26 protein-coding genes are annotated in these 25497 nt (G+C 48.2%); 10 read left to right on the forward strand and 16 right to left on the reverse strand.

The window, feature by feature from the left end; translation table 11 throughout:
• From EV12_RS00565 to EV12_RS00585, 4 genes are all read right to left on the reverse strand, one after another.
• On the reverse strand, positions 1-263 hold a 263-nt coding region (locus EV12_RS00565), incomplete at its 3' end, for an S-layer homology domain-containing protein (RefSeq protein ID WP_193742095.1).
• 152 nt (positions 264-415) lie between these two features.
• Positions 416-1318 (reverse strand): glycine--tRNA ligase subunit alpha, encoded by a 903-nt coding sequence (gene glyQ / locus EV12_RS00570; RefSeq protein WP_036910772.1) that lies wholly within the window; start codon positions 1316-1318, stop codon positions 416-418.
• Between the two features lie 1213 nt (positions 1319-2531).
• A complete protein-coding gene (locus EV12_RS00580; RefSeq protein WP_036910776.1) occupies positions 2532-2852 on the reverse strand; it encodes a hypothetical protein in 321 nt (106 codons plus the stop codon).
• A 73-nt stretch (positions 2853-2925) separates the two neighbouring features.
• Positions 2926-5250: a class I SAM-dependent methyltransferase gene (locus EV12_RS00585; protein ID WP_036910778.1), complete on the reverse strand. Its 2325-nt coding sequence runs from the start codon at positions 5248-5250 to the stop codon at positions 2926-2928.
• Positions 5251-6101: 851 nt separating this feature from the next.
• Here EV12_RS00585 and EV12_RS00595 point away from each other — a divergent pair.
• Entirely contained in the window at positions 6102-6542 is a 441-nt protein-coding gene (locus EV12_RS00595) for a hypothetical protein (RefSeq protein WP_036910781.1), read from the forward strand.
• Positions 6543-7513: 971 nt separating this feature from the next.
• On the opposite strand, the gene EV12_RS00605 is transcribed toward EV12_RS00595, so the two are convergent.
• From EV12_RS00605 to hisF, 3 genes are all read right to left on the reverse strand, one after another.
• The gene (locus tag EV12_RS00605; RefSeq protein ID WP_036910785.1) at positions 7514-7864 is read right to left on the reverse strand and encodes a hypothetical protein; all 351 of its coding nucleotides are present in this window, start codon (positions 7862-7864) and stop codon (positions 7514-7516) included.
• A gap of 78 nt (positions 7865-7942) precedes the next feature.
• A complete protein-coding gene (gene ubiE / locus EV12_RS00610; protein ID WP_036910787.1) occupies positions 7943-8644 on the reverse strand; it encodes a bifunctional demethylmenaquinone methyltransferase/2-methoxy-6-polyprenyl-1,4-benzoquinol methylase UbiE in 702 nt (233 codons plus the stop codon).
• Positions 8645-8790: 146 nt separating this feature from the next.
• Positions 8791-9561 carry an imidazole glycerol phosphate synthase subunit HisF gene (gene hisF / locus EV12_RS00615; RefSeq protein ID WP_036910789.1) on the reverse strand — a complete coding sequence of 257 codons (771 nt, stop codon included), beginning with the start codon at positions 9559-9561 and terminating at the stop codon, positions 8791-8793.
• Between the two features lie 56 nt (positions 9562-9617).
• Between hisF and petP the strand changes: the two genes are divergently transcribed.
• From petP to EV12_RS00630, 3 genes are read left to right on the forward strand one after another with little or no spacing between them, the layout of a single operon-like run.
• Positions 9618-9836 carry a cytochrome b6f subunit PetP gene (gene petP / locus EV12_RS12965; protein WP_036931249.1) on the forward strand — a complete coding sequence of 73 codons (219 nt, stop codon included), beginning with the start codon at positions 9618-9620 and terminating at the stop codon, positions 9834-9836.
• A 10-nt stretch (positions 9837-9846) separates the two neighbouring features.
• Positions 9847-10800, forward strand: a complete 954-nt coding sequence (gene chlG, locus EV12_RS00625; RefSeq protein WP_036910793.1) for a chlorophyll synthase ChlG — start codon at positions 9847-9849, stop codon at positions 10798-10800.
• Positions 10797-12776, forward strand: coding sequence for a transglycosylase domain-containing protein (locus EV12_RS00630; protein ID WP_036910795.1), 1980 nt, complete (start codon positions 10797-10799; stop codon positions 12774-12776). The genes chlG and EV12_RS00630 overlap by 4 nt, the downstream gene beginning before the upstream one ends.
• A 6-nt stretch (positions 12777-12782) precedes the next feature.
• Here the strand turns inward: EV12_RS00630 and EV12_RS00635 are convergent, their stop codons facing one another.
• On the reverse strand, positions 12783-14138 hold the full coding sequence (locus tag EV12_RS00635; protein ID WP_152562349.1) for a 16S rRNA (cytosine(967)-C(5))-methyltransferase: 1356 nt from the start codon (positions 14136-14138) through the stop codon (positions 12783-12785).
• Positions 14135-14536 carry an MGMT family protein gene (locus EV12_RS00640; RefSeq protein ID WP_036910798.1) on the reverse strand — a complete coding sequence of 134 codons (402 nt, stop codon included), beginning with the start codon at positions 14534-14536 and terminating at the stop codon, positions 14135-14137. Before EV12_RS00640 ends, EV12_RS00635 begins: the two co-directional genes overlap by 4 nt.
• On the opposite strand from EV12_RS00640, the gene trmH reads away from it, so the two are divergent.
• Complete coding sequence (gene trmH / locus EV12_RS00645; RefSeq protein WP_036910800.1) at positions 14535-15224, forward strand: tRNA (guanosine(18)-2'-O)-methyltransferase TrmH; 690 nt, start codon at positions 14535-14537, stop codon at positions 15222-15224. The two genes, EV12_RS00640 and trmH, sit on opposite strands and share 2 nt — an antisense overlap.
• A 15-nt stretch (positions 15225-15239) precedes the next feature.
• Here the strand turns inward: trmH and EV12_RS00650 are convergent, their stop codons facing one another.
• The 7 genes from EV12_RS00650 to EV12_RS00680 form a co-directional block, all read right to left on the reverse strand.
• Positions 15240-15557 (reverse strand): hypothetical protein, encoded by a 318-nt coding sequence (locus EV12_RS00650; protein WP_241467005.1) that lies wholly within the window; start codon positions 15555-15557, stop codon positions 15240-15242.
• Between the two features lie 6 nt (positions 15558-15563).
• Positions 15564-16379 (reverse strand): ABC transporter permease, encoded by an 816-nt coding sequence (locus EV12_RS00655; protein WP_036910802.1) that lies wholly within the window; start codon positions 16377-16379, stop codon positions 15564-15566.
• 91 nt (positions 16380-16470) lie between these two features.
• Positions 16471-17982 (reverse strand): sensor histidine kinase, encoded by a 1512-nt coding sequence (locus EV12_RS00660; RefSeq protein WP_152562350.1) that lies wholly within the window; start codon positions 17980-17982, stop codon positions 16471-16473.
• Between the two features lie 455 nt (positions 17983-18437).
• Positions 18438-19043 carry a PulJ/GspJ family protein gene (locus EV12_RS00665; RefSeq protein WP_036910804.1) on the reverse strand — a complete coding sequence of 202 codons (606 nt, stop codon included), beginning with the start codon at positions 19041-19043 and terminating at the stop codon, positions 18438-18440.
• On the reverse strand, positions 19030-19572 hold the full coding sequence (locus EV12_RS00670; protein ID WP_036910806.1) for a GspH/FimT family protein: 543 nt from the start codon (positions 19570-19572) through the stop codon (positions 19030-19032). The genes EV12_RS00665 and EV12_RS00670 overlap by 14 nt, the downstream gene beginning before the upstream one ends.
• Positions 19569-19997: a hypothetical protein gene (locus EV12_RS00675; protein WP_036910808.1), complete on the reverse strand. Its 429-nt coding sequence runs from the start codon at positions 19995-19997 to the stop codon at positions 19569-19571. Before EV12_RS00675 ends, EV12_RS00670 begins: the two co-directional genes overlap by 4 nt.
• Entirely contained in the window at positions 19994-20491 is a 498-nt protein-coding gene (locus EV12_RS00680; protein WP_241466534.1) for a hypothetical protein, read from the reverse strand. The genes EV12_RS00675 and EV12_RS00680 overlap by 4 nt, the downstream gene beginning before the upstream one ends.
• A 369-nt stretch (positions 20492-20860) precedes the next feature.
• On the opposite strand from EV12_RS00680, the gene EV12_RS12830 reads away from it, so the two are divergent.
• The 5 genes from EV12_RS12830 (at position 20861) to EV12_RS00705 (ending at position 25419) form a co-directional block, all read left to right on the forward strand.
• On the forward strand, positions 20861-21328 hold the full coding sequence (locus EV12_RS12830) for a pilin (RefSeq protein ID WP_052039512.1): 468 nt from the start codon (positions 20861-20863) through the stop codon (positions 21326-21328).
• A 278-nt stretch (positions 21329-21606) separates the two neighbouring features.
• Positions 21607-22131 (forward strand): type IV pilin protein, encoded by a 525-nt coding sequence (locus tag EV12_RS00690; RefSeq protein ID WP_036910810.1) that lies wholly within the window; start codon positions 21607-21609, stop codon positions 22129-22131.
• A 137-nt stretch (positions 22132-22268) separates the two neighbouring features.
• Positions 22269-24038, forward strand: a complete 1770-nt coding sequence (locus tag EV12_RS00695; RefSeq protein ID WP_241477261.1) for a hypothetical protein — start codon at positions 22269-22271, stop codon at positions 24036-24038.
• Positions 24032-24790, forward strand: a complete 759-nt coding sequence (locus tag EV12_RS12835) for a prepilin-type N-terminal cleavage/methylation domain-containing protein (RefSeq protein ID WP_052039513.1) — start codon at positions 24032-24034, stop codon at positions 24788-24790. Before EV12_RS00695 ends, EV12_RS12835 begins: the two co-directional genes overlap by 7 nt.
• A complete protein-coding gene (locus tag EV12_RS00705) occupies positions 24787-25419 on the forward strand; it encodes a pilus assembly FimT family protein (RefSeq protein ID WP_036910815.1) in 633 nt (210 codons plus the stop codon). Before EV12_RS12835 ends, EV12_RS00705 begins: the two co-directional genes overlap by 4 nt.
• Positions 25420-25497 lie beyond the last annotated feature (78 nt).

Raw genomic sequence — 25497 nt, forward strand, 5'->3', positions numbered from 1 at the left:
AAGCGGGTCATTGCTCTGTTGCCGAGGTAGCTACCGCTTGGATAGCCAGCTACACAGCCGTAGCGCTCAATCAAGTTGCTAAGAGCCTGATAAGCCCAATCGGTTGGGTAAACATCTTGGAATTGGGAGATGCTGGTGACCTGCTCGCTGGAGGCCGAATAATCGGACACACCTTTGATGTCTAGGTCTGCGGCATTAGCAGCCATAGGGGCCATCAGGCCCAAGGCAGCAGGTGCCACCAGCAATTGCTGGAAGAGTTTCATTTGATTCCTCACACGAAAAGCCCAAAACATGGGCCAGCAAAGAGTAGTGAAAAGATGAGTGTTCACAACGAACACAAATAACAGACCCAAGTATCATTTGATACAGGCAAAGCTAGGGCTTGAAAATCAGGCCCTTGAATTTATTTAGCCCCTTAAGATTGCAATGCTTGGCCTAAAACAAGTGCCTTGTTATTCAGCAATGGGAATCCCATTGCCTCCCTTTCTGTTAACCAAGCCTCTGCCACCCCGCGAGCCAGGCTGCGAATACGGCCAATCGTTGCTGTTCGCTCCGTAACCGAGATCACGCCACGAGCTTCCAGGAGATTAAAGGTATGGCTGCATTTAAGAACGAAATCAAGTGCCGGTGTTGGAAGCTGCTTTGCGATCAGGTCTGACGCTTCCGCTTCATATATATCGAACAACTGCTTAAGGCGGCTTGGATCAGATGATTCAAAATTGAAGTGGCAGTGACCCTTTTCTAAAGAAAGCCAAATGTCGCCATAGCTTCGTTTGCCATTCCAGCTGAGATCCCAAATATTCTCTACATTCTGTAGATACATGGCCAGTCTCTCAATGCCATAGGTGATCTCAATCGGTACAGGGCTGCAATCAAGACCACCACATTGCTGAAAATAAGTGAACTGTGTAACTTCCATGCCGTCTAGCCACACCTCCCAACCAACCCCCCAGGCTCCAAGGGTGGGAGATTCCCAGTTGTCTTCTACAAAGCGAATATCATGATCCGCCGTGCAGACGCCTAAGGATTCGAGCGATGCAAGATAGGTCTCCTGGATACCATCTGGAGAGGGCTTAATCAACACCTGATATTGAAAATAGTGTTGAGCGCGGTTGGGGTTGTCGCCGTAGCGACCATCGGTGGGGCGGCGACAGGGCTCTGGATAAGCCACAGCCCAGGGCTCCGGTCCAATAGCGCGCAGAACTGTATGGGGACTCATCGTGCCTGCGCCCTTTTCGGTGTCATAAGGCTGCAACAACAGACAGCCTTGATCAGCCCAAAAGGAATTCAGGGTTGTGATGATGTCCTGGAAATGCACTAGTGTTGTTCTCCGGGTCTTTGATCGTAATTATATTGTATTCCGATTATCGAGATGGCATGTCAGAAGATAGTCTATAGGCCTATCACTAAAGATATAAAAGAACCATATTCAGATCGAGAGTCAAACCAGAATTGACATCACAACGTCAATAGATTAGGAAAAATAGATCATTCGATCGCTAGCGTACTAACAATAGGCGAATAAGCTATATCGCAAGAGCTCCACACATGTAAAACAAGAAGATTGGCCCTAAGAGATAGATAATAAGATCAACACAATATGAGTTCATCTAATATTTTCTAACGATTGTTTAGCTTCGCAATACAACAACTACCTAAACATGCTGATCTATTCGTTCTAGCCATACCTATTGGCTCCTATCAGGAGTGGCACTTTTCAAGAAAGAACATCTCAATACTTTTCCAGCTGGCAACTCCCTATCCTGAAAATGCAGAAGAATTATAATAAAGGAGATAGTAGTCGAAGATCTAATACAATGCTAGGGCAAAGGCATACGGCCAAAACAGAGACAGAGTTCTCTCCATGATTAAAATCGATAACGACAGACAGTCGTTATTGGAATTAATTAGAACAGCAAAAAAGCATTAATTTTCCGAGTATTAACATCAAATAGATATTGGGTCCAATGGTTATGAATTGACGGCCGGAACATGGCAAAGCCTAAGAAGTTGTTCTTGTAAGATATAAATTTAATTCAAGGAGCTCCAGTGGTAATTGCATTAGCCTCAGCCTAAGTGGCTTCTTATTGGCAAAATAAAGATGGTTCTAAAGAATAAACAGGCCAAGCTGATGAGTGAAAATAGCAGGTTGATATGAATGATCAATTAAGGTTAGAAGGTCTTAACAGCTCACTCTCTACCTAGCAAAAAGCATTCAAAATCAAAACGAATGCAAGTGGCTTATTCTCCGCTGTATCTTATTCATACAGCAATTAGAGAAATAGCAATAATGGCAAGCTTGGATTAAAATAGAAGGACATATTAACTGCTAATCCCTCTTTCAAAAACATGACATGGCTCGCAGGGAAGAGGTAATTTCCAAACAGATCGACGAAATAATCAATTCAAGAAAAATACTCTTAAGAGCAACTATCTCAAAGATAGTTTTTTATAAATTTATGCCGAAAAACCTCTCATCCAATCTCAAGGGAACTGGCTTGAAAGGTTTAAGTAATATTCACGCAGAAAAGTTATTGCTGTGAATTAATTAAGTATGTAATATACCCTAAAACCAAAATATTGCCTCCTATTAGCCCAAACAGTATCAGCCCCGGGTTCTTCATTCCGGCCGGCGCCGACAATTGCAGGCCTAAGATATTAATCAATTCTTTTTTAGGACCATCAATATCCTCTTTAGCATTTGTCAGTAAATATGGGATGCCAAATCTATTTTTTGGCTGCTCAAACTTCTCAGATTCATTACTGCTCGAGCTCGCATCGCGCTTCGACTCTTCCATGCCCTTTTGTCGACTGTAATTATTGATCTTACCATTATAATCCGCTTTAGGCAATAGGGGAAGATATTAACATTAATTTTTCTCGCAAATAATATATCAGAATCATGTATTTGTAGAGCTTAGTAAGTTATTTTCTTGTCGTCCAAAATTGGTACATTTGTCGAAATGTGTTTGGATTGGTTTGTTCATACTTGTGCCAATAGCCGAGGTCAGTCTGCATTGAATCAGATGGATAAGAGCTGGCATAATCCTTTTTAACAATACTTGGCAACACAAAGCCTAAGAATCTGAGTTCGAATTGTTCAAGCAGCGATGCTATCATCTCTAATGAATAACGATGTTCCATAATATGAAAACAAAGGTCTCTACACATAGAAGTTGTGTAGAAGTCTGGCCAGTTTGAAATTGAACTAATGTTCGGATATTCACCGTTGATCAGCTTATTCCTAAATACACGAATGCCTTCATTACTAGCCTCAAAAGATTCAGACTTAATAATTTTCCTGGCCTCGACAATGTCTTGACGTGCTAGCTCACTATAAAAACCTAATTTGAGCATTCCATCGGTTGCTAGTAATGTAAGTAGTGATTGCAGACCATCAGAAGGATCCTTCATATGATGGAGAACGCCTGTACATTCTATTAGATCAAATTCTTCATTTAGTTTTGGAAGATCAAGAATGTCCATCTCTATAAATCTAATATTCTCAATTCCGTATTCATGAGCCTTACGTTTTGCATAAGCGATACTAGAAGAACTAAGATCGATAGCAGTTAAATCAGAGTTAGAATAAGAGAGGGCATCGAATATTTGCTGTCCGGTTCCACAACCAGCTATTAAGACTCTAGATCTCTGCTTGGGCAAAATGATTGAAATACGATTAGGGTTTATTTCATTGTTAATAGCTGACGGTATAGTTTGAATATTTTCACGTGAATAAGAAGCATATCTCCAACGCGGATATGGATGCTCTTCATACTGCTTTTTAACCTGAATAGAAGTACCATCATCTATAGAGCCATATTTAGGAATAGATGCTGCAAACTCATGTTCGCGTTCTGGTTCAACGAGTTGCATTGTTTTTAAATTATTTAATTTCTCATTTGCATCCATGAATCCTCTTACTGAAGGGAACTGCTCAGAAAGTTGAGTAATGGGTATATAGCAAGCTAAGATGGAAAGTGTTTTTAGATCAAAATCGCTTCTCAAGCATGAAATTTTAAATTGTTCTATTGCATCAAGTTCTTGCTTGGTAGATGTAAAAACATATTCATTTAGGAAACACTGCTCCGCAAGAGCAATGGTTAAGTCAACAATCCTTTTATCAAAAACATTATTGTGAATTGAAATGCATATTTGCTTTCGTATATTAGTCAATGCCTTCTCCCAGGCCATTGTGGTGAATAACATCAAGCCAAGGGCACTGATGATCTCATTATCAGCAAGAATATGTTGAAAAGAGGGGGCATCAATTAAATCATGGTTAATGCCTGAAATTTTCTCTAGGGTCTTTTCCGAGATCAAGCGGTTAATCGCTGAAAATAGATTTTTATGTGCAATATCATTTCTCTTTAATAGGCCACGAAGCAAAACTCTAGACTGGCGTTCAGGTAAGAATGAAAGATCAGATTCCTCAAGCAGTGAGTTAAGAAGCAAATATGATGATTGCTTTTGCGGGTAAAGCTCAATTTCTCTTGTTACATGAAATACTGCCTCCTCAATTCTGCCAAGATCCTTTAAAATTATAGAAAGGTTTAAATTGACATCAGGCAGATCGGCCTGTAAGTCCATTGCCTTTCTTGTATTCGCTTCTGCATCAGTCAAATTACCTTGGTCTTGCAAGATACCACCTAGATTCAGATATATACTTGCTGAATCATCTTGCAATTCAATTGCCATGCGTGTTGTATGTTCTGCTTCATCTAGTTTGCCTTGATTCTGTAGAATCTGACCAAGATTAACGTATGCATCAGCCAAATCTGGCTGAAGTTCAATGGCCCTTCGGGTTATATCTTCTGCATCGGTTAGTCTTCCTTTTTCTCGTAAGACTAAACCCAAGTATGAATAAGCATTGGCGAGGTTAGGCTGTAGAACAATCGCCTTGCGGATAGCCACTTCAGCATCATCTAAGATTCCTATCTGTAAGAAAAGATATCCCAAGTTTGCATGTGAAAAAGCATGGCCAGGAAATAGTTTGATGCTTTTCTTATAGACTTTTATTGCCTTATCAATCTCTCCTTGGGATTGACATATTAATGCGAAGTTAGAGAATACATCTGGATCATTTAAGCCACTATTAATAAATTCCTGATAGGCTTTTTGTGCCTCATTTATATTGCCTTGTTGGTGATATTTAAAAGCGATAGCCTTGAGTTGATCAGGTGGTATTCGGGCAAACTTCTTGGAGGGTTGTTTATTTTTTATTTTGTTCTTTTCTCCAAATCCCTTCATGTTCACAACGAGATGTTCTTTTTTAATCTAATCGCTAAACAAATTCTTGAGCATTGAAGGTAATAGCATGAAACGATGGGCTCTTATAATGGGCAAGAGATCGTCAAAAGAAGTGGCAAGAGTCATTGGATCTCAGAACACCAAGAATGTCATGTTGAGGTTGCTTCAAGGAGATGATCGACAAGAAAAATCTGCCAATTCATTGACATGAATGCTTCAATGGCATGGCATAGTTTCCAAAAGTAACAGGCAAGGCAGTGAAGCACGTATTCCCCTTACTCCCCCTAATTATATGGACACTACTTAGCCCATCCAAAGCAAATGAGCTCAAGTGCCCAGGAGACAACAACTATGAGCTGAGCTATTGCGCCTCCCAAGCCCTTAAACGATCAAACAGGAGTTTAGAGTCTCAACTAAAAGCTTCGACCTTTAAGACCTGGAAGAATGCTATAGGAGAGGTTTGTGCCGAAGCATATGCTCCATACAGCCAAGGCACGATCTATCCTTTAATGCTCATGAGATGTGATGAGAACTTAAATCAAACACTTCTTGAAGAGATGAAGGGACTCGGTGAACATCAATAGAGAAAAGAAAAGTTTAAAATCTACCAGGTTATATATCACCCGCTTTGATGTAGGCTTATAAAGCTCTATTAGAAAGTAGTAGAGGAGGAGGAAGACTATTAGCTGCCTAAATCCGTGAGTTAGCTTCTAAGCTAAATGATAACTCCAAAAACCATTTGATATTTCTATTAACAAAGATTTGATAGGGTTTAAATGATTTCTCTACTCGTCAAGCCAGCTTTTGGTGATCAGCTCTACTGCTACGAGTAGGATGATTGATGGAATTTGATGATCCTCATGCCAAAACCAATAGAGTTCAAAGAATTCTACGAGCTTCTCAAGGCAGCAAAGAATGGCAACAAAAAGGAGAGAGAGAAATTAGAGTGGATCTTGGCAGAATATGAACATGCAGAAGGCTCTGAAAGTGCTTACGATGAATTAGGGCAGGTTTTTTGCCATATAGGGGTGATGGGTCTATATGACTACGCTGGTAGTGATGATATTCAATTTATTAGTCGCTTAGAGAAATCTGTATGGGATTACCTAGAAATCCGAATGGGAATGAGCCTAACTCAGCATATGGTAGAAACAATGATAGAACATGCTAAACAACATGAATTATCAACAAAAATGTGTGGCAAATGGGATATATCTAGAGAAGAGCTGGCAGAGAACATGGAGGATTTAGCAGTTTATGTTGCCGAAGGTATCATAGAAGCTATCGATTAGGGCAAGTCATTAAATATCATTGGAATTCTTTCTCTTCATCATTCTAGCGGCTCATAAGCGCAACAGAACACTTTATTCTGAACAAGAGTTACTATGCAAACAACAAAGATCTCTCCTCAACATTGACCATGCTTTGGAATGGTTGATACTGTATTTATCATTCAATATTCCAAAAAGTCATCGCATATTTTGCCAGTTAAATGATGATGGCAACAATATTAGGGCCAAGGAGATTAATTTGGTCCATGCCGCCAACACATTCAATATCAGAGCATAACTTCAACGCCTTTCTGGCAAGGTGTGCTGCTTCAATAATGAGCCGAGGCGGTTTTTGACACAATTTATTCACTATAATAAGGTTTTTATTGTCTAACGAAAAAGCCAATAAAACATCTTGTGTTGCTATTCACAACCATTCTATTAACATCAACACAAATCGATAAAAATCAATATGAATGGCGCAGTAAGGTCACTCCAGGAGCTTGTTATTCATTTCAGAAGTGCCAATTGAATTGGCCTGCTAAATGGCCAAATCCTGCAAGCAGAAGTGATTGTCACTTTTCATGATGGTCATTGTTAGTGATTTTAAATGATCTTGTGGATATCAACAGGTGTAAAAATAGAAGTCTTGTTATCTTTACGGCAATCAGCCTATTCATGCCAGGTTAAAGTTTGCTTCTGCTCCTCAAAATAAGAAGATTTTGCAAGTTTAGTAAGGACGCTTACTTTGGACTTTTGGGAAGCGGCAATTTTAAGTTGAGAAGATATTCCGATTTTTCTAACCTAGTAGAGATTTTCTACGCCTGATTTAAGAATGTAAAACACCTGGGTGTAAAAGCTGATTTGAAGGGAGACAAAAAGCCTGATCTCTCTGCCAACAAGTCAACTGCTGGTTAAGCCAAATAGCAGACATTCTCATGATCAGAAGAGGCACTTCCCTCATCAAGGCCTTCCTTGATGACGTAAATAACTCAACTGCTAAGAGCAAAACAGCGATCGAGGTGTGCAACAGCGCCATCACGGTTCGAGTGAGTGCCGTTCAGGCCCATCATTCCCAGCCAGAACCTGTCATCACCCTGAAACACCAGCACAGGCTTGGATCCCCCACCATCATGGTCATCAAGGAGTGCCATGCACAACCGTTCAACCACAATCTGACCATTGGGACGTGCCCGCACCCTGCTCAACAAAGAATCCACCTGCGAAAAGGGCACAAAGGTGGCCTGCTGAGAATCAGTCACCAAGATCAAGCCATCAAGCCACTGCACCTCCAAAAGCAAGTCCTTAATCGAGGAGAGAAGAGAAGGGAGAGGGAAGGCCACAGCGAACTGCGTCTTAATGTTTTCTTCATAAGCTATCGATCCGTCTTTCCGCAAGAGTCTTTTTGCTCGATCAGCTCATCAAGCGGTAAGCAGCAAGGCACCCATCTGTCCCGCAGCCAGAGGTCGATGGCTAGCTGCGACAAATCCCGCTTCCCGAGCCAGTCGCTCCTGAACGTCTCCTTTTGGGAACTGCTGCAAGCTTTCCTCCAAATAGGCGTAATGCTCCCGCAGACCCACCTGGGCAGCCACCGGCACCACCAACTTTCGCAGATAAAACCGCTGAAAACGTGCTGCCAAGGAACCCTCGACCATGCGATTGAAATCAAGGACTCCTGCCCGAGCACCAGGCCGCAAAAGGCGTCGAAGCTCCATTAACCCAGCGCCTGGATCCGCCAAATTGCGCAGGCCGTAAGCCATCACAGCACCGTCAAAACGATGGGAAGGCAAACCAGTATCCAGAGCATCTCCCTGCAACCAGGAGAGGGGCAGCCAGGGCTCAACCGCGGCGCGGCGCCTTGCCACTGCAAGAGGCGCCGCAGCCGCGTCTAGCCCCAACACAGACCCTCCTGGTCGCAACCTGCGGGCCAATGCCAGTGCCAGATCACCAGTACCGCAGCAAAGGTCAAGCCAATCTTCACCTGGAAGCGGAGACAACCAGGCCAACAACTGCCGTTTCCAGATGCGGTGCAAGCCAAGACTCAACAAGTCGTTAAGCCGGTCGTAATTAGGAGCGACCGCATCAAACAACTGCTCCACCGCCTGGGGGTCACCAGGCCTCATAAGAAGATGCCATCCAGGGGCTTGAACACTGCTTGGAGCAACTGTTGCGCCCAAGGGTGATCGATGAGCAACACATCCAAAAGCACTCTTGCCAACAGAACTTCTCCCAAATTTAGGAGTGTGATGCTGAACACAAACACAAAGCCTCAAGCCTCAAGAGGCCGAATCGACAAACCCCGCATCAGCAGATCAGTCTTAATTTGCTCCACACTCAGCACGCCATCGTGAAGCAGAGAGGCCAACAATGCAGCTGAGGCCTTGCCAATCGTGAAGGCTTCTGCGATGTGGTCCAGGCAACCTGCACCTCCCGAAGCGATGACAGGCACCGGCACCGCTTCCACGACTGCTCGCGTGAGCTCCAAGTCATAACCAGCCTGAGTTCCATCTCCATCCATTGAGGTCAACAGGATTTCGCCAGCACCAAGTTCCGCTACCTGCCGAGCCCAGCTCACAACATCCAAACCTGTGTTTTGGCGTCCACCCTTGACAAAAACATCCCAACCCGAGCCCTCAGGACGACGTCGAGCATCGATGGCCACCACAATGCACTGACAGCCAAAACGGTCAGCTCCCTGCGCTACGAGATCTGGATCACGCACAGCAGAGGAATTAAGACTCACCTTGTCGGCACCCGCCCGAAGCAACTCTGTGATGCCATCCAAAGAGCTGATTCCCCCTCCAACTGTGAATGGAATGGTCACGGCCTCAGCAGTACGTCGAACTAACGCCACCAGCGTGGCCCGACCTTCATGGCTGGCAGCGATATCAAGAAACACCAACTCATCAGCTCCAGCCTGGCTATAGCGGCAGGCAAGCTCCACGGGATCACCCGCATCACGAAGGTCCACAAAGTTCACGCCCTTCACAACTCGACCATCAGCCACGTCAAGGCAAGGAATCAAACGAAGCGCGACCATTGGGATAAAGCAGTGACGACTGTTAAGGTTGCGCCACCTTCTAAGCCTTGCAGGCCATGTCCCAGGCTGCCACTTCCTACAGAATCGGGTCCAAGGTCCGAGTCTCTCGCGTTCGTGATCGCATTCCAGCCAAACTGGTAGAACTGCTCAAGAAATCTGACATTGGTAGGGTCACCGGCTACAAAATGACTGACGGCATGGGCATTGGCTTGGTCGTAGAACTTAGCGATGGCACTGTCAGCTGGTTCTTTGACGACGAAGTCACCTCCGCCTGAGGCGCCTGCCGTGAGCGACGCTCGCCAACTCCTTGGCATCAAAGGTGCCTCTGGCACCACCAACATCTGGAAGCTGCGTCTGCAGCTCATGAAGCCTGTCACCTGGATCCCACTGCTCTGGGGGGTGATTTGTGGAGCGGCTGCCAGTGGTCAATACCAATGGCGCCTACCAGATGTGCTTGCAGCCGCGGCCTGCATGGTCATGAGTGGCCCGCTTCTAACCGGTTACACCCAAACCATCAACGACTACTACGACCGCGAGATCGACGCGATCAATGAGCCCTATAGGCCGATTCCCTCCGGGGCCATCCCGCTGACACAAGTCAAGCTTCAGATCTGGATGCTGCTTCTCGGTGGTCTTGCAGTGGCCTATGGCTTAGATCGTTGGGCTGAACACACCACTCCTGTTGTTCTGTTTCTTGCCCTAGGCGGCTCATTTGTGAGCTTCATTTATTCAGCCCCACCTCTCAAGCTGAAACAGAACGGTTGGATAGGAAACTACGCGCTTGGTGCCAGCTACATCGCCCTGCCATGGTGGGCTGGTCAGGCGCTTTTCGGACAACTGACTTGGACCACAGCATTGCTGACACTTGCCTATAGCTTGGCTGGTCTTGGTATTGCCGTCATCAACGATTTCAAGAGTGTCGAGGGAGATCGAGCCCTTGGTCTTCAATCCCTGCCAGTTGTCTTTGGAATCAAAAAGGCCAGCTGGATCAGTGCAGGAATGATCGACATCTTCCAACTCGCGATGGTTGTTGTTCTGATCGCCATTGGCCAGCATTTTGCCTCAGTCATTTTGATCTTATTGATCATTCCCCAGATCACATTCCAAGACATCTGGTTACTGCGTGATCCCCTGGCCTTTGATGTGAGATATCAGACCAGTGCTCAACCGTTTCTAATCCTTGGCATGCTGGTTACTGCGCTAGCCATAGGCCATAGCCCATTAACACAGGGGATGTGACTCGCAAGCGCCGTCACTGGATTGTTATTGCAGGTAGTGCTGTCGCCATCGGGTGTGTCGCAGCCTTGGCTGAAAGGACTCTCACTCATGCCTTGGATTCAGTTCTGCCCGATGCCCGGCGGATTGCCAACTTCAACCGGCCAGGCACCATCACGCTGCTCTCCACTGATGGGCAGGTGATCCAAAAGCTTGGTCCCGCAACCCGCGAGAAGGTTGAGCAAGACAAGATGCCTCTGCTTGTGGAGCAAGCCTTCGTAGCGGCAGAAGACCGCCGCTTTTATTACCACAATGGCTTGGATATCTGGGGTATCAGTCGAGCCCTGGTGACAAACCTCCGCCAAGGTTCCGTGAGGGAAGGTGCCAGCACCATCACTCAGCAACTTGCTCGAACGGTATTCCTGAGTCAGGAACGAACCCTGCCGCGCAAACTCAAAGAAGCTGCTCTGGCCTACAAGCTGGAGCGACAGCTCAGCAAACAGCAAATCCTTGAGCAGTATCTGAATTACGTCTACTTGGGCTCAGGTGCTTACGGCGTAGCCGATGCAGCCTGGGTGTACTTCTCTAAATCCCCCAATCAACTCACACTGCCGGAAGCCGCTCTAATCGCTGGCATGCCCCCTGCTCCCTCAGTGTATTCACCACTGGTCAACCCGAAAATCGCCCTAGAGCGCCGCGCAATTGTGGTTAAACGAATGCAACAGGCCGGATTTATCTCCGCCAAAGAAGCCGATGCAGCTCGCAACAGCCCCCTCAATCTCAAGCCAGCGATCCCGAAGTACTTCAACAGCAGCGCACCATTTTTCACCAGCTGGGTAGCCCAGCAACTCCCAAATCTGCTCACCCCAGAGCAACTAGAAGTGGGTGGACTCAAGATTCACACCAGCCTCAATCTGGCTTGGCAAAAGCAAGCCCAACAGGTAATCCGCAAATACGCCCCCGGGAACACAGAGGGTTCCATGGTGTCTATCGAACCAAGCACCGGTGAGGTGCGGGTGATGGTAGGAGGCAAAAACTTCAATACCAGCCAATTCAATCGAGCAACACAGGCTCTGCGTTCACCTGGCTCCACCTTCAAGCTTTTTCCCTATGCAGCAGCCATCAATGCCGGCATCAAGCCAGAGGACAAGGTTGTGGATGCGAAACGCTGCTGGAGAGGGTATTGCCCAAAGAACTTCGGCAACAAGTACCTGGGATCAGTGGCACTCGCTGATGCCCTGAGATACTCCCTAAACACTGTTGCAGTCCAGCTACTAGACAAGGTTGGCTTTGATGCCGTGATCAGCATGGCCAATAATCTTGGCATCGGCACCACCCGCCCATTGGGCAAGTACTATCCGCTCGCTATTGGGGCCTACGAGCAAACCGTACTCGACATGACGGCAGCCTATGCCGCAGTAGCCAACCGTGGCATTTACATGAAGCCCACGCCATTTGAAGAGATCCGAGGCCCAGACGACGAGGTGATCTGGAACCATCAATTCGAAGGCTACAAAGGTCGTCGAGCCCTCGACAGCGACGTAGCAGACACCATGAACTGGATGCTCCAGCGCGTTGTCAGCGGTGGCACTGGAGTTGCGGCATCTCTCGGTGACCGGCCGGTGGCGGGCAAAACCGGCACATCCGAAGGTGCCCGTGATCTCTGGTTCATTGGCTCAATACCACAACTAACAACCGCCGTATGGTTTGGCTACGACAACAACCGAAAGACATCTGGCGGCAGTGGTGATGCTGCATGGGCCTGGAAGCAGTTCATGACCAAGATCCAAGACAATTTTGAGATACAACCCTTCCCACCAAAACCAGTTATGAACCGCACTTTTAGGCCACCAGGCAAAACGAGAAGCAAACCAAAGAACGGCACCGAGGATGCTGCCAAAGACCAAGATCAAACCCAGGGCCCTCCTCCACCCAGGTACATCGCACCGCCAGGAGGGCCACCAGTCAATGACAACTTCGAGCCAATGCCTATTCCCTGATCAGGCTCAGCTGAGATCCAACACAGCTGAATAAAAACCATCACCACCATGCTCAGGATCAGGCCATAGTTGCTGTTCCTGAGACAAGCTCAATTCAGGATGCCGACCAAGGAAGGCCTTGATCTGATCACAGTTTTCGGCTGGATGGATGGTGCAAGTGGCATAAACCAACCGGCCTCCAGAGCTAAGCAGAGGCAGAAGGCCTTCAAGCAGCTTGGACTGCAAGATCACCAGCCCCTCAACCTGCAACGGAGTGACTCGCCAACGGGCATCCGCATGACGGGCCAAAGTACCTAAACCAGAGCATGGCGCATCCACAAGAATGCGCTGGAAAGATCCTCGCCAGCTTGGCTTCACCGCCAACAGATTCGTGGCATCTGCGACTAGAGCATTGAGGCAGTCACCCCCCAAGCGAGCAGCATTATCCGCCAAGCGCTTGAGGCGACCAGCGGAACGATCCACAGCCCACACCTCTCCCGAACCACCCATCAGCTCAACAAGATGAGTGGCCTTACCCCCTGGTGCTGCGCAGGCATCAAGAATCCGCTCCCCAGGCTGCGGCTCCAACAGCGGTGCGACCAACTGTGCAGAGCGATCCTGCACACACCAATGCCCTTGCTGATAGCCAGGCCACTGGCTTAGGTCACTAGCACTACCAGTCACCAGCAAACCATCAGGGCAGCTCTCGATCGGAGTGCTCTCCACTCCAATAGCCTCAAGCGCCAGCCTTACGTTCTCACGGCTTGTACGACGTCGATTGATCCGCAAATCAAGTGTTGGTACCTGGTTGCTGGCACGAGCAAACAGCTCAGCTCCCACCTCGCCTCGCCAAACAAGTAACTGCTCCACCAACCACAACGGTAGAGATTCCGCTTGAGCCAACCGAGCGGCAGAGTCCTCCGGCTCGAGAAGCACCATACCGGCATCGCGTGCACGCAATGCCGCTCGCAAAATGCCATTCACCACCGGAGCTAATTTGGCAAGCTTGCCGGTCTTAGCAAGTTCAACAGTGGTGTTCACTGCCGCTGCAGGTGGAATCCGCTGCATGCGCAGAATCTGATAGAGCCCCAAATGCAGCAACCAGCGCAGCACTGGTGGCTGTTTGCAGGCAGGCACCTTGCCAAGACGATCCAACCAAGCATCGAGCCATTGCCGCTGACGGATTGCGCCATAAGCCAATTCCATGACCAGGCCACGGTCGGCAGCGCTCATGGGGTTCTGACGAAGAGCTCGTTCGAGAGCGACATCTGCATAGGCTCCTGCCGCCACTGCCTGCAAAAGCTCCCATGCCACCCGCCGCGGCAGCAGCCCCTGTACAGGTACAGATCCATCAGCGGCAGCAACGGAAGAAGACAACGTCAATGCTTGTCCTGGGCTGAGACGATCCTTCCAGAGCTAATGCCTTCCTGAGCTGTTGCCAACAAAAGGCCCTCATCACTCAACTGCGGCCGCCAAAGATGCCGTCGTAAGGGCAAATGACCCTCGGCATCCACAAGGATTCCTTCAGCGATCAACATCTGCCGCTGCATCCAGTCAGATCCTTCGCGGCTCAAACCCATCGAAATCATCCCTTTCGCATTCACCACTCGATGCCAAGGAACCTTGGATGGCAAAGGTAATCGACGCATAGCCCAACCCACCTGACGGGCACATCCATAGGCACCGATCAACTCAGCAATCTGACCATAGGTCGCTAACTGACCGAAAGGGATGTGGGACACGGCATCCCATACCCTCAAGTCAAAAGACGCTTGGCCCATGCCTCTGCTGCCTCGCCGATTTGATCGTCTCAAGGCTGTTCTGGATTGCCGAATGGCAGATCTGACGGTTCTGCTTGAGCACGTGGAAAAGCCCCACAACCTCTCAGCCATTCTGCGCAGCTGCGATGCAGTGGGTGTCCTAGAAGCCCATGCAGTGAACTATTCAGGACGTCTGCCCACCTTCAACAGTACCGCCCAGGGAAGCCAAAAGTGGATACCGCTCAAGGAACACAGCAACATCGAAGTTGCCGTCAAGGCCATTAAAGAAAGTGGCTTTCGGCTTTATGGAACCCATCTAGGTGGAAGTGCACGCGACTACCGCGACTGCGACTTCTGCGGACCTACAGCCTTCGTCCTGGGGGCTGAGAAATGGGGCCTTAGTGAGCTTGCGACACCATTGATGGATGAAGGAATCTTCATCCCAATGTGCGGCATGGTGCAGTCGTTGAATGTTTCGGTAGCAGCAGCAACCTTGCTATTTGAGGCCCTACGTCAACGACGGCTGGCTGGGATCGCACCTCAAGCCGGCGAAGGCCTAGAACCAGCGCTTTATCAACAACGCCTATTTGAGTGGGCCTATCCAGAAGTTGCTGCATGGTGCCAGCAGGAAGGCAGGTCATATCCTGCCCTTAACGATCAAGGCGAAATCCAAGGAAGCCTCCCCCGCAACGTGAGATTGCGCTGTTAAGCAACCAGCCAACACTCAAAATGGCATCAGCACATCTTTGCTTGCCTGAGACCGATTGATCACAAGTTGGTTTTGACGGGCCGCAGGAAGACGCAAACCAATCAGCAAGACAATGCTTTCCAGCAAAATATTTTGGCCTATAAACAGCACAACCATGGCCAAGCCGATCGCCAGCATCTGCTCAAGCAGACCGATCACATCATCAGGATTTCGGCGACCGGAGACCCAAAGGAAGATCATCAGCGCCAGCAAGATCAACGTGATCCACCAGGGCATGGTTTGAAGCAAGGACTTCCCCCAGTGTGGCCCTCCAAAGGATGCAATGGGAGTCATCTGACATCAGTCAGTCGACTCATCGAGACCACTCACCCATGCCTCCAGCCCCTCACCAAGGAATGAGAGACCCAGCACCAATACGAACATGGCCAGGCCTGGATAGAGAGCAGTCCACCAAATCCCAGTTGGCACTGCTGCCAGAGCCATATTCAGATCACTACCCCATTCAGGCACCGTTTCCGGCAGTCCCAGGCCGAGAAAACCAAGGCCACCAAGCACCAAAACCGCATCAGCAGCATTCATGGTCAGCAGTACTGGCACGGATGTGATCACATTGCGAAGCAAGTATTTGCGCAAAATCCAAATGGGGCCAGCACCAAGGGAACGGGCAGCCTCCACAAACAGTTCTGCTTTTACCTGGGCTGTTTGGTTACGAACCACGCGGAAGTACTGGGGCACATAAACAACACAAAGGGCTGCGGCCGCATTGGGAATACCCCTTCCAAGCAAAAAAGCCAAGACCACAGAAAGCAAGAGCACCGGCAAGGTGTAGAGGGTGTCCATCACCAACACCAACATGCGGTCAAAAGCACCTCCGAGGTAGCCACTCATCATCCCTAGGGGCACCCCCACCAACACAGCCAAGGTCACCGCAAGAAGAACCACCTGCAAAGCCACGCCACTACCCTCCATGGTGCGAACACAGACGTCCCGTCCGAGACGATCAGTTCCGCACCAATGCCCCCATGAAGGAGCCGCATAAATGGGATTATCAAGACCAACATTGGCCTCAGGCAAAACACCCACCATCACCAACAAGGGGGTGATTAAGGCCACCAACAGATAGATGGCAACAATCACCATCCCCCAGCGCGCCATGCGAGTCGACAAGGTCGCTCGTGACAGACGCAGAGACGAAAGGTCAAAGCTCACTGCTGAAGGATGAGACAGAACAGTCTCTGCATTGTTGCTAGGGCGGCTGACAACGTTGCAACTCAATCACAAAGATCGCTCCACCATCATCAGCATTCTCAACCCAAACGCGGCCTCCCATCCGCTTCACCAACGAGCGCACAAGCGCTAGACCAACGCCACTGCCAGGTTGTTGTGTCGTGTTACTGCCGCGCTGAAACTGCTCAAAAATCAGCTCCTGATCAGCCTCTGGCACCCCGGGGCCATAATCTCGAACTTGCAATCTCACATGCTCATGCGTGCTAATGCAGCTCAATTCAACTCGCTTGTCTTCTGGGCTGTACTTGAAAGCATTCTCAATCAAATTGCCAAGACACTGAACGACCCTGTCGTGATCACCAAGAGCCCAGGTCTGATCAACACCGTGTGAACTCGATTGCATTTTCAAGCGAGCCTCATGATCACCTTGGTTCAGCAAAAGCACCTGCTCTAAAGTCTCAAATACGGAAAAAGGCTCTGACGTAATCACCAGAGTGCCAGACTCCTCACGCGCAATATCTAGTAGATCAGTGATTAACCTTCCGAGACGGCGCGTCTCATCATCAACAATGGTCAATTGATGCCGCTGATCTTCACTGAGATTTCCTGATCGGCGCAAAACCCTGGAGGTATAGCCAATAATCAAAGTAATTGGTGTGCGCAGCTCATGGCTGAGAGCATTGGCAAACTTCCTCTGATGATTCCAAGAATCAGCCAAATGATCTAAAAGCGCATTAAACGAACCGGCAAGCGGCTTAAGTTCCAAAGGTTCATATTTCGGATCACAGCGATGATCATCGAGAGATCCAGACGAGACTGATTCGATCACTCCGCCAAAACGCTGCAAAGGCTCCAAACCTCGTCGAATGCCTGTACGCGTGAGGAATAAGGTCACCATCGAAGCAAGCAAAGCAGCTAGAATAAGAATTATGGTTACAATATTTTGCTGGCGGATCTGACGACTAACATCCTGCAGCAGGTAAATATTCCAAGTATTTCCATGCAGCTCAATTTCATCTTTAATGATTGAGTAATAAGCTGAATCAATATCAATAAGAACAGGCCCATATTTGGAATCACCCTGATACTTTTGCATATCATAAGAAGCTAAAATCTTGCCAAGATTGACACTTCCTCTCACATCAGGCATCACAAAGCCAGCCTCAAACCCCTTGGGGTGCATTGAAATCAGAAGATGAAAAGATGAGAAATCACTCAGCAATCTCTTCAGCAAAAGTCGATCAATACTGTCTTCAGATGCCGATACCGAATCGGCGCGAAGGATCAAATCCTTCGACTGACGAAGAATAGCCTTGGCATAGTTAAGGTCTTCCCGCTGAGCCTGCCGGCGCTGTTCAGCCGGGAGCTGCAGATTAAACAACAATAACAAGCCATATCCCAACCCCACAGCCATCAAGCTGGTGCGCTCTAGAACGCGGCGAATCGAATAAGGCGGATGCCTAAAATTGATCCAGGCCCGTCTTACCCTAAATGATTTAAGAAGAAGGTTAAGGTCCAACCAAAAACTCATTACTGGATACTAGATAATTTCGCTGTTCTCAACGACTACAGCCATGAGCGGGATCATTCATCCCTGTGATTTAGCTCACAATCCCAATGAGGGGAGGGATCTAAGCTAAAAAGCTTGCCAAATTGTTTGTCCTAATAAGTTGATCATCCAACCCTAAATTCCGGCCCTGATTGATGCAACCCTTCAAACGAAGGGTATTCATCTCATCTGCTGTTCTGTTATCAAAACAAGCACGCGTGAAACTCCATCGCAAAACAGTTGCTTGCTAGCATCCTCAATTCCGCACAAAGAGTATTACAGCAAAGCCATCTTATGAGCAATTTAAGCATCATTAGCGTCGAATACTTGCGGCCAAATAGCTTATATCTGATCCGAATATAGCATCGATACAAGTAAACTTGATTTAGCATGACATGCTTTTTACATACGCCAATCAATCATCAAAGTGCTGGGCATCAAGCAGAGGCCGCTGAACGGATGCGCTGCATCTTCCCGTCAGGGGTCTGAAACTGCTGCTCCAGTTCAAGGCGCAACACCGGCAGGAGTGGGTCCTGACGAGCCACAAAACCAAGCTCGCCATCACTGAGCGAGGAAGGCAAGCCATCGATCAGCACACGGTTCTGGAAGCTGCCTGCGAGGTTAGGCTCGCCGTTGATGTCAAACGCCGGGCCACAGCGCATCAACACCTGGCTGCGCCAAATCGGCGATGGAGCAGGTCCAACCGAGTAGATGATGGCTCGTCGACGAACTTCCGGATCATCTGGTGCTGTAGCGATAGCCAACACAGGCTGACGACCAGCCAAAGAACAAGGCCAAAGGTTGGAGATTGGCGGATCAGCCAGCCAGCCATAGCCGCGCGCCAAGTCGGCCTTGATCAACATCAGGGTGCGTTTCTGAAGGCCCCGCTCACGCAGGCGCTGGGCCATTGCATGACCAAGGGAAAGATCTCTAGTGATCACGCCAAGGGCCATCGCAACAAACAACATCCCCAAACTGATCACCAGCATCAGCTCCACCAAGGTGAAGCCATCAACAACGCCATCGCCTTTAGAGCACTTCATTAGGTAAACAACGTGAACTGCTAAGACCAATTGCTGGATCGAGGGGATCGCCGTCGTAACGGCCGATACGGCTAACCCCCAAGGGCAGGCTGATCACCAAACAGCGTCGATAAGGGCTGTGAAGACTGCCCAAAACAACGGTTCCACCATCCAACGTCAAACCATTCGCCGCAAAGCGCATCAGCTGAGGCAAGTTGCTCTGCCAAGTCAGTGGCACTTCAGCGAATGGTTCCTGCAGGCTCAATTGAGAGGACACACAAGCTGCCAACTCACTAACAAGCGGCTTCTGCCAACCCTCAGCAGAAACACGCAAACCGCAAGGCTGCCGCTGACTTAAAGCAAAGAGTCGAGCGCGCTCCAAGCCAAGCTGCAGTCGTCGAGCAGCAACATCCACCTGCAAACGATGGCGGTACTCACCAGCATTAACCAGGCTGAAGCCAGCCAGAACTGCCAGGATCGAGAGAATCAGCAACAGCTCCAACAAGCTGAACCCCTGCTCGGCAGGGGCTGCATAGGACAAACGGCTCATGACTGCGCCTTCAGAGTGGGCCTGCACCAACCAGTACCCGCGGGCGTAAGCAACTGACGACGTCGAAGCGGCTCAACAGGCGAGCCCTTAAGCGGTTTCGCGTCAATCTCAAGCCAAAGTCCAGCCCCATAAGCTTGCCAATGCCGCTCAAGCTCCTCCGGCAAAGGCAAAGCCATATCTGCCGAACGAGAAACGGCGGCAAGATCAAAACGGCAACTCCCATTGGCAGTGAGAAGCTCAGAACCATGGCCAACACCTGACAACCAACGCTGGCCGGCCAACAACTGCAACTCAACAGACTCAAGCTGCTCCTCTTTGAGCCAACCAACATGAGCAGCCAGGCTGGCCTGCCCCCAAACGTGCAGCCCGCTCGTTGCACTGCCAACCAACAACAGTGAAGCCACCATCAGCTCGGTCAAACTCATGGCCTTACCTGCTCAACTGTGACCAGAGGTCGCATCGGCCCAACCTCACGTACAACTGGGCCATCAGGGTCTAATGCGAGCAAAAACGCAGCTCGAGCACCAGCGTCAAGACGCAGCCTCAAGCGACCTGTGTCACCACTGGGAACCCAATCAATCAAGGACCAAACGTCCTCGCCGATCGTGCCTTGTTGAAGACGACCGGGATCAGCATCAGCGCATTGAAAGCCCAAATCGTTCCAACTGCTGGAAGGCCAAGTGAGAAGGCAGGCGTGGGAATCTGTAGCCAGCTGTGCGAAGTGCTGAGCAGCGGAGCGAAGCTGATCTACGCGCATCCGCTCAGCCGTGCTGATGCGCGTGCGACTACGGCTCAGAAGTGCAAGCGAATGCAGCGAAGTGCTGCCTAGTAAAATTACAAATGCAGCCGAAAGCGCCAGGGGCAACACCAAGCCAGCGGTGGTGTTTTGACAACAGCCCCGATGGCGATAGGAAATCATCTCAAAACAACAACTACGACAAGGATTCCCCGCTGCCGCAGGCAAGCAGCAATCGCAAACGATGATGATCTTGATCAGTAAGAAGCCAAGAGATCAGTCCGGCAAAAACCTTCTTAACAAGGCGTTGAGATCAATCAACAGCGATAGCAATCGGCAAACAAGCTTCGGATTACTCAAAGCCTGAGAGGCCAGAGGCCAAAGCAGATCAGCTCAAGGGCAAAAGGATGAAAGAAAGCACTCGCGCCAACAGTCAACGAGCCTCTAAGCCGGCTCAAAGAGAACTCTCAGAGAAGCCTTAGAGGATCCTTCACCACAAAATCGCCATAGCAAGGCAATATAATGAAGCCAATATTGAAATTGCATATCACCATGAGCATCCTCAACCAACAGCTAAAGCTTGCGCTGTTGAGACGCCAGAAGGGAGCTAGCGCTTTACAGCAAGGCTTCACCCTGGTGGAGCTGATGATCGTGATTGTGATCGTTGGCATCCTGAGTGCGGTTGCCCTACCTCAATTCACCGGGATTAAAGAAAAAGCCGAACTCAACACACAACTCGGTGAAGGAGCTGGCCTTGCCAAAGAATGCGGCGCAGCAATCATTACCGACGGGCCATATCCTGAGAATTATGTGTCACTAACACCAAGCACAGGCCTAGTGATCTCTGGCAATTGCAATGATGGATCTGGTGGTGCGCCATCCAGAGCCATCACCTACACCACCCAAAAGAGTGATGCTGACGGCAGAGCAAAATGCAACGGTGAAGCATTAAAGAAAGACAAGTCATGCATTATCACTGTAAACGCAACTACCGGGCAAGTTTCACAAGCATCAAGCTGAATCTAACGACAACAACTACAAGAAATAGTTACACATAGGCCATCAATAAAAGCAATTACCCCAATCAACACAATTACATATTGAGCGAAGGCCTAAATCTTTCTCCAAAGATTTAGGCCTAGAATGCTGGCAAAAATCAACATGACCATGAGACAATCCATTGAGGCTTTTTTATTGAAGTCATCTTCTGCATAAGATTCACAATCACTTCTCATCATTTTCTAAGTCTTGAGCAAAAGAACCCTAATAGAGTAACAATATGAAGGGCAAGTTTTCGCATGAAGCTACTTTCAAGGCAAATAGATAGTGAACTAACTAGCGCCTTTACGCTTGTAGAAGTGCTGCTTACGGTAGTAATTATGGGAATCCTCAGCGCTGTAGCGTTGCCGAATTACTTTACCCAAGTACAGAGAGCTAAGCAAAGTGAGGCTGTCGCCATTCTGGCTCAGATACAAAACACCCTGGCAGCCTATATCGATGAGTTCAATAAAATCCCCACTGGCTGGGCCGAACTGAATGACATCGCAGCGATCATGACAACCAGCGGACCGGCAAGTCTTACCACTTTCGGCTCAATCAATCTGCCTGGAGGCAATTACACGTTAAGCCGCACGGACAATGGAGGCAACACTAACTACTACGAATTTACGGCAAAGCCAACGAGTAAAAATCCAGAAGTGGCCAAGTTCAATGTGATCGCTTGCATTGATCTTGGAACGGGTGCGAGCGATTTAAAACAGGGTAGGAAAGACAGCAAAAATGCAGCTAGCAACGCTGATCTTGTCTGCAGAGGAGATAGCTGATGCCTAAAATTAAAAAAGGATTATTGCATCATTACCTCTATTTTTCTCGTCAGAGAAAAGCCCCAAATGGGGAAGAAGGTTTAGCATTATTGTTAGCATTGCTAACGGGTTTAACCTTACTGACCGGCGCCACCGGATTGCTCATCCGTCAACTGATGGCCAGGAAGCTAGGGGCATCCGAAAGCTATCAACAGATGGCCGAAGCTGCTGCCGTCAATGGCTTCAATAGAATTCTGAGCAAGCTCAACCAAAATGATCCTGAAAACTATAGAGGCTTTCTTTTCACACTCAATAATCAAGAAAATACTAATAATCCCAATAACGGATTCTCCTGGGAACTCATCAATACGACAGAAGCACAACCTCTTGAAGAGCTATGTACTGACACCTCAATGGGGTTACCCATTCATCCATCCAGCGAAACAGCCAAATGGCCGACAGGCCACGTGGGTGGAGGAAATACAGAAACAATTATCTCAGTTCCATTTATTGCTGATGAAACGAGAACCCAGCGTCAGGATGGCAAAGGCAGCATCCAAACATTTTACCGCCTACGTGATTACTTAAGCCCAGGCAAGAATGGGCTGGGCGAAGGAGTCTTCCAAATTGAAGGCATCGCCAAAAGAGTCGGTTCTTCTGACGAAGACTATTTAGCTCGAACACTTCTAATACGCTCATTATACGTCAGCTCAAGTGTTGTAAAGCCTGAGGACTGGGGTGTACTTGCAGCACAGCATATTGATCTTGGCCCTGCAAACATCAGTGGCGCAGGCCTCATTCTTTGGGACGTGGAATCTCCAAACAGTTTCCAAAAACAAGGTGGATGTGATGCCAACACTCTCATAGGTGACATTCAAGGCCAATCAAGCGCTGTGGCAGATCGAATTTGGCCAGTGCTGAACAGAGGGCTACCAAGCACAGCTCTTTACGACAAGAACAAAGTCATCGACACGATGCCAAACAACTCAGGAGCTACGCGTGTATGGAGTATTGATGACACAGGCAACAATTCAAATTTTAATTGCGGTACCGACCAAATTGTCTGTACAAGAGCGAACAACAGCCAGACCACATCTGTACCACCAGGAATCCAGATCACTAGCAAAGTCAGCTCTGGTGGTCAAACCTCTCAGCAAGCTTCTAATGGATTCACCTGGGATGCAACTCTGGCATGTATATACAACTGGTGTTATACAGGCAAACCAACTCTTAGAGATGGCTACAGCTGGTACAGATCGTCAGTTTATTACAAAACCTGGAAATCCTGGACAACACAAGAGCAGAAGGAGTGGGAGGTAAGGATCAGGCAGAGTGATATTTGTTCCAATCGAAATGGGGAATGTCATATTTACTTGGAGCACATCAACCTAAAAAACACGAAAGTATTGATTGAAAATGACAATAGACCGATAGTTTTGCACCTTGAATTACCTATCTCAGGTTCTACCCAAACGAATCTAAGTAGACGTATAGAACTATCAGAGAGCAGCCTGCTCTGTGGGGTTGACTCTGGGAAAACCACATGCAACAACCGTCCAGAACGCTTTGTGGTTACGGCTTCGACAGGGGATGCACCTAGCGACTGCGATACCAATAGAGTTTTAGAGGATCCCTACGTTTTGAGCATTGCCGGCAACAGTTTGCCTGCTGCATGGGTCGCTCTTGGCAAAGGAACGTTCACGCTCAGCAGTGATGCAGAGATGCGTGGTGTGATTTGGGCAAATAGCTTCTGCTCACAAGATCACTCACTCAATCTGATCACCGATCGCGCCGATGGCGGCAAAGGATCTGTCACTCAGGCAGCCGAAGAACTCTGGCAGTGGAGCACTGATGGCTTCAAAGGCTATGGCCGCACCATAGCCCGAGGTATTCGAGGCACAGGCCTAGACACGTTCAGGCGATGGTAAAACACACGAGATCTGGTGCGAACCTAAAAAAAGATCGATGGAATCAAACCATTGACAGGATCCTAAGCAATCACCTGCTTAAACCATATTTCAAACAAATTCATTGGATAAGACTTAGCCAACAAAAACAAGGCTCATGTTCACCTAGAGAAAACACTAGGCGAATCATTACAAATCAGCTAAGACTTTTCAGTACCAGCAGCAATAGCAATCAAACAGATCAGCAAAATAGGGATTCTGGCTTCACCATGGTGGAAGTCCTGATTGCTGGTGTGTTGCTGGCCATGGTGATGACTGCAGTCAGTAGGTTCTCCCTTTCAGCACTAATCAACAGCAGGAATCAACTGGAGCGAACTCGTATAGAAGCAGCAATTAATGACAACATTCAGCTCTTGCAACAAGCTGACTCTCTACTTACTTTTGACTCAATCCCAAGCCAAGATGAGCAGCAATCTGCCTGTAATGACCCTCCTAATTACCTGAAAGAGCAAATCATTGAGAGCGCGGGTCGACAATATGTCCCAGCTCCAAATCTCAAGAATGAATCAAACAAACAACTGATCAATAGAACAGTTAATACCACCGCTGCAGAAGAAATTGCGGTTGTCATCTACAGCTTTGAAGGGCCAGGAGCAACAACAGTTGCCGACAACGATTCTGCTGAGCTACTCCATGAAACTGAGATGAAAAATGCTACTGAACAAAGAGTGCTGGAACTCAATCCAAATTTCCAGGCGAGGTGCTACAAATGAAAAACTTACGTTCTGATCAACACACCTCGCAGGGTTACAGCCTGCTAGAGCTTTTGGTTGTGATCACAATTGTAAGTATTTTATCTGCGTATGGGGTACCAAAATTTCGCCGAAATGTAGCTCAAGGACAGGTGGATCGCTACACACAATTTGTTGAATCTGGTTTGTTCAGCTTGCGGGCAAGATTAGGACAGTCAAAATCAAGCTGCAGCTTTAGCCTTGATCAGGATCTAAGCCAAAAAACATTTGGACCACCTTGGCTTCTGCTGGAATTTCAACAACCTGATGGCTCTCAAAGTAATACTCAACGTCTGAAGTGTTGCTGGAATCAAGATGGGGAGATTGTCAACTGCACACCCGAATTGCTAAAAGGAAAATCACGTTATCGCTTTCTCAGTATTGAAGGAACCAGAGAGTCAAAAGAGGTCGAGGTGTCTGCGTCACAAGCCAGCTATGAATTATCACCGCCGGGAACAAGCGCACAACATGACAATCTCACGATCCTAGTTAGATCTCGACATAGTGCCCAAGAGCCTCTGCTGAGAACCCGATGCGTGGAGTTCTCAGGCAATGGCCATATCCAAAGCGGAACCTGGAATGATGACACTGATTTCTGCGACAGCAGTTAATCGTTGTCTTCAGACAATCTTCAGGAAACATTCACAGCTGATTGAGAAAAAAAGATCTCAATCCTGTCATCGTTAAAC

This window comes from Prochlorococcus sp. MIT 0701, from assembly GCF_000760295.1.
GTDB lineage: Bacteria > Cyanobacteriota > Cyanobacteriia > PCC-6307 > Cyanobiaceae > Prochlorococcus.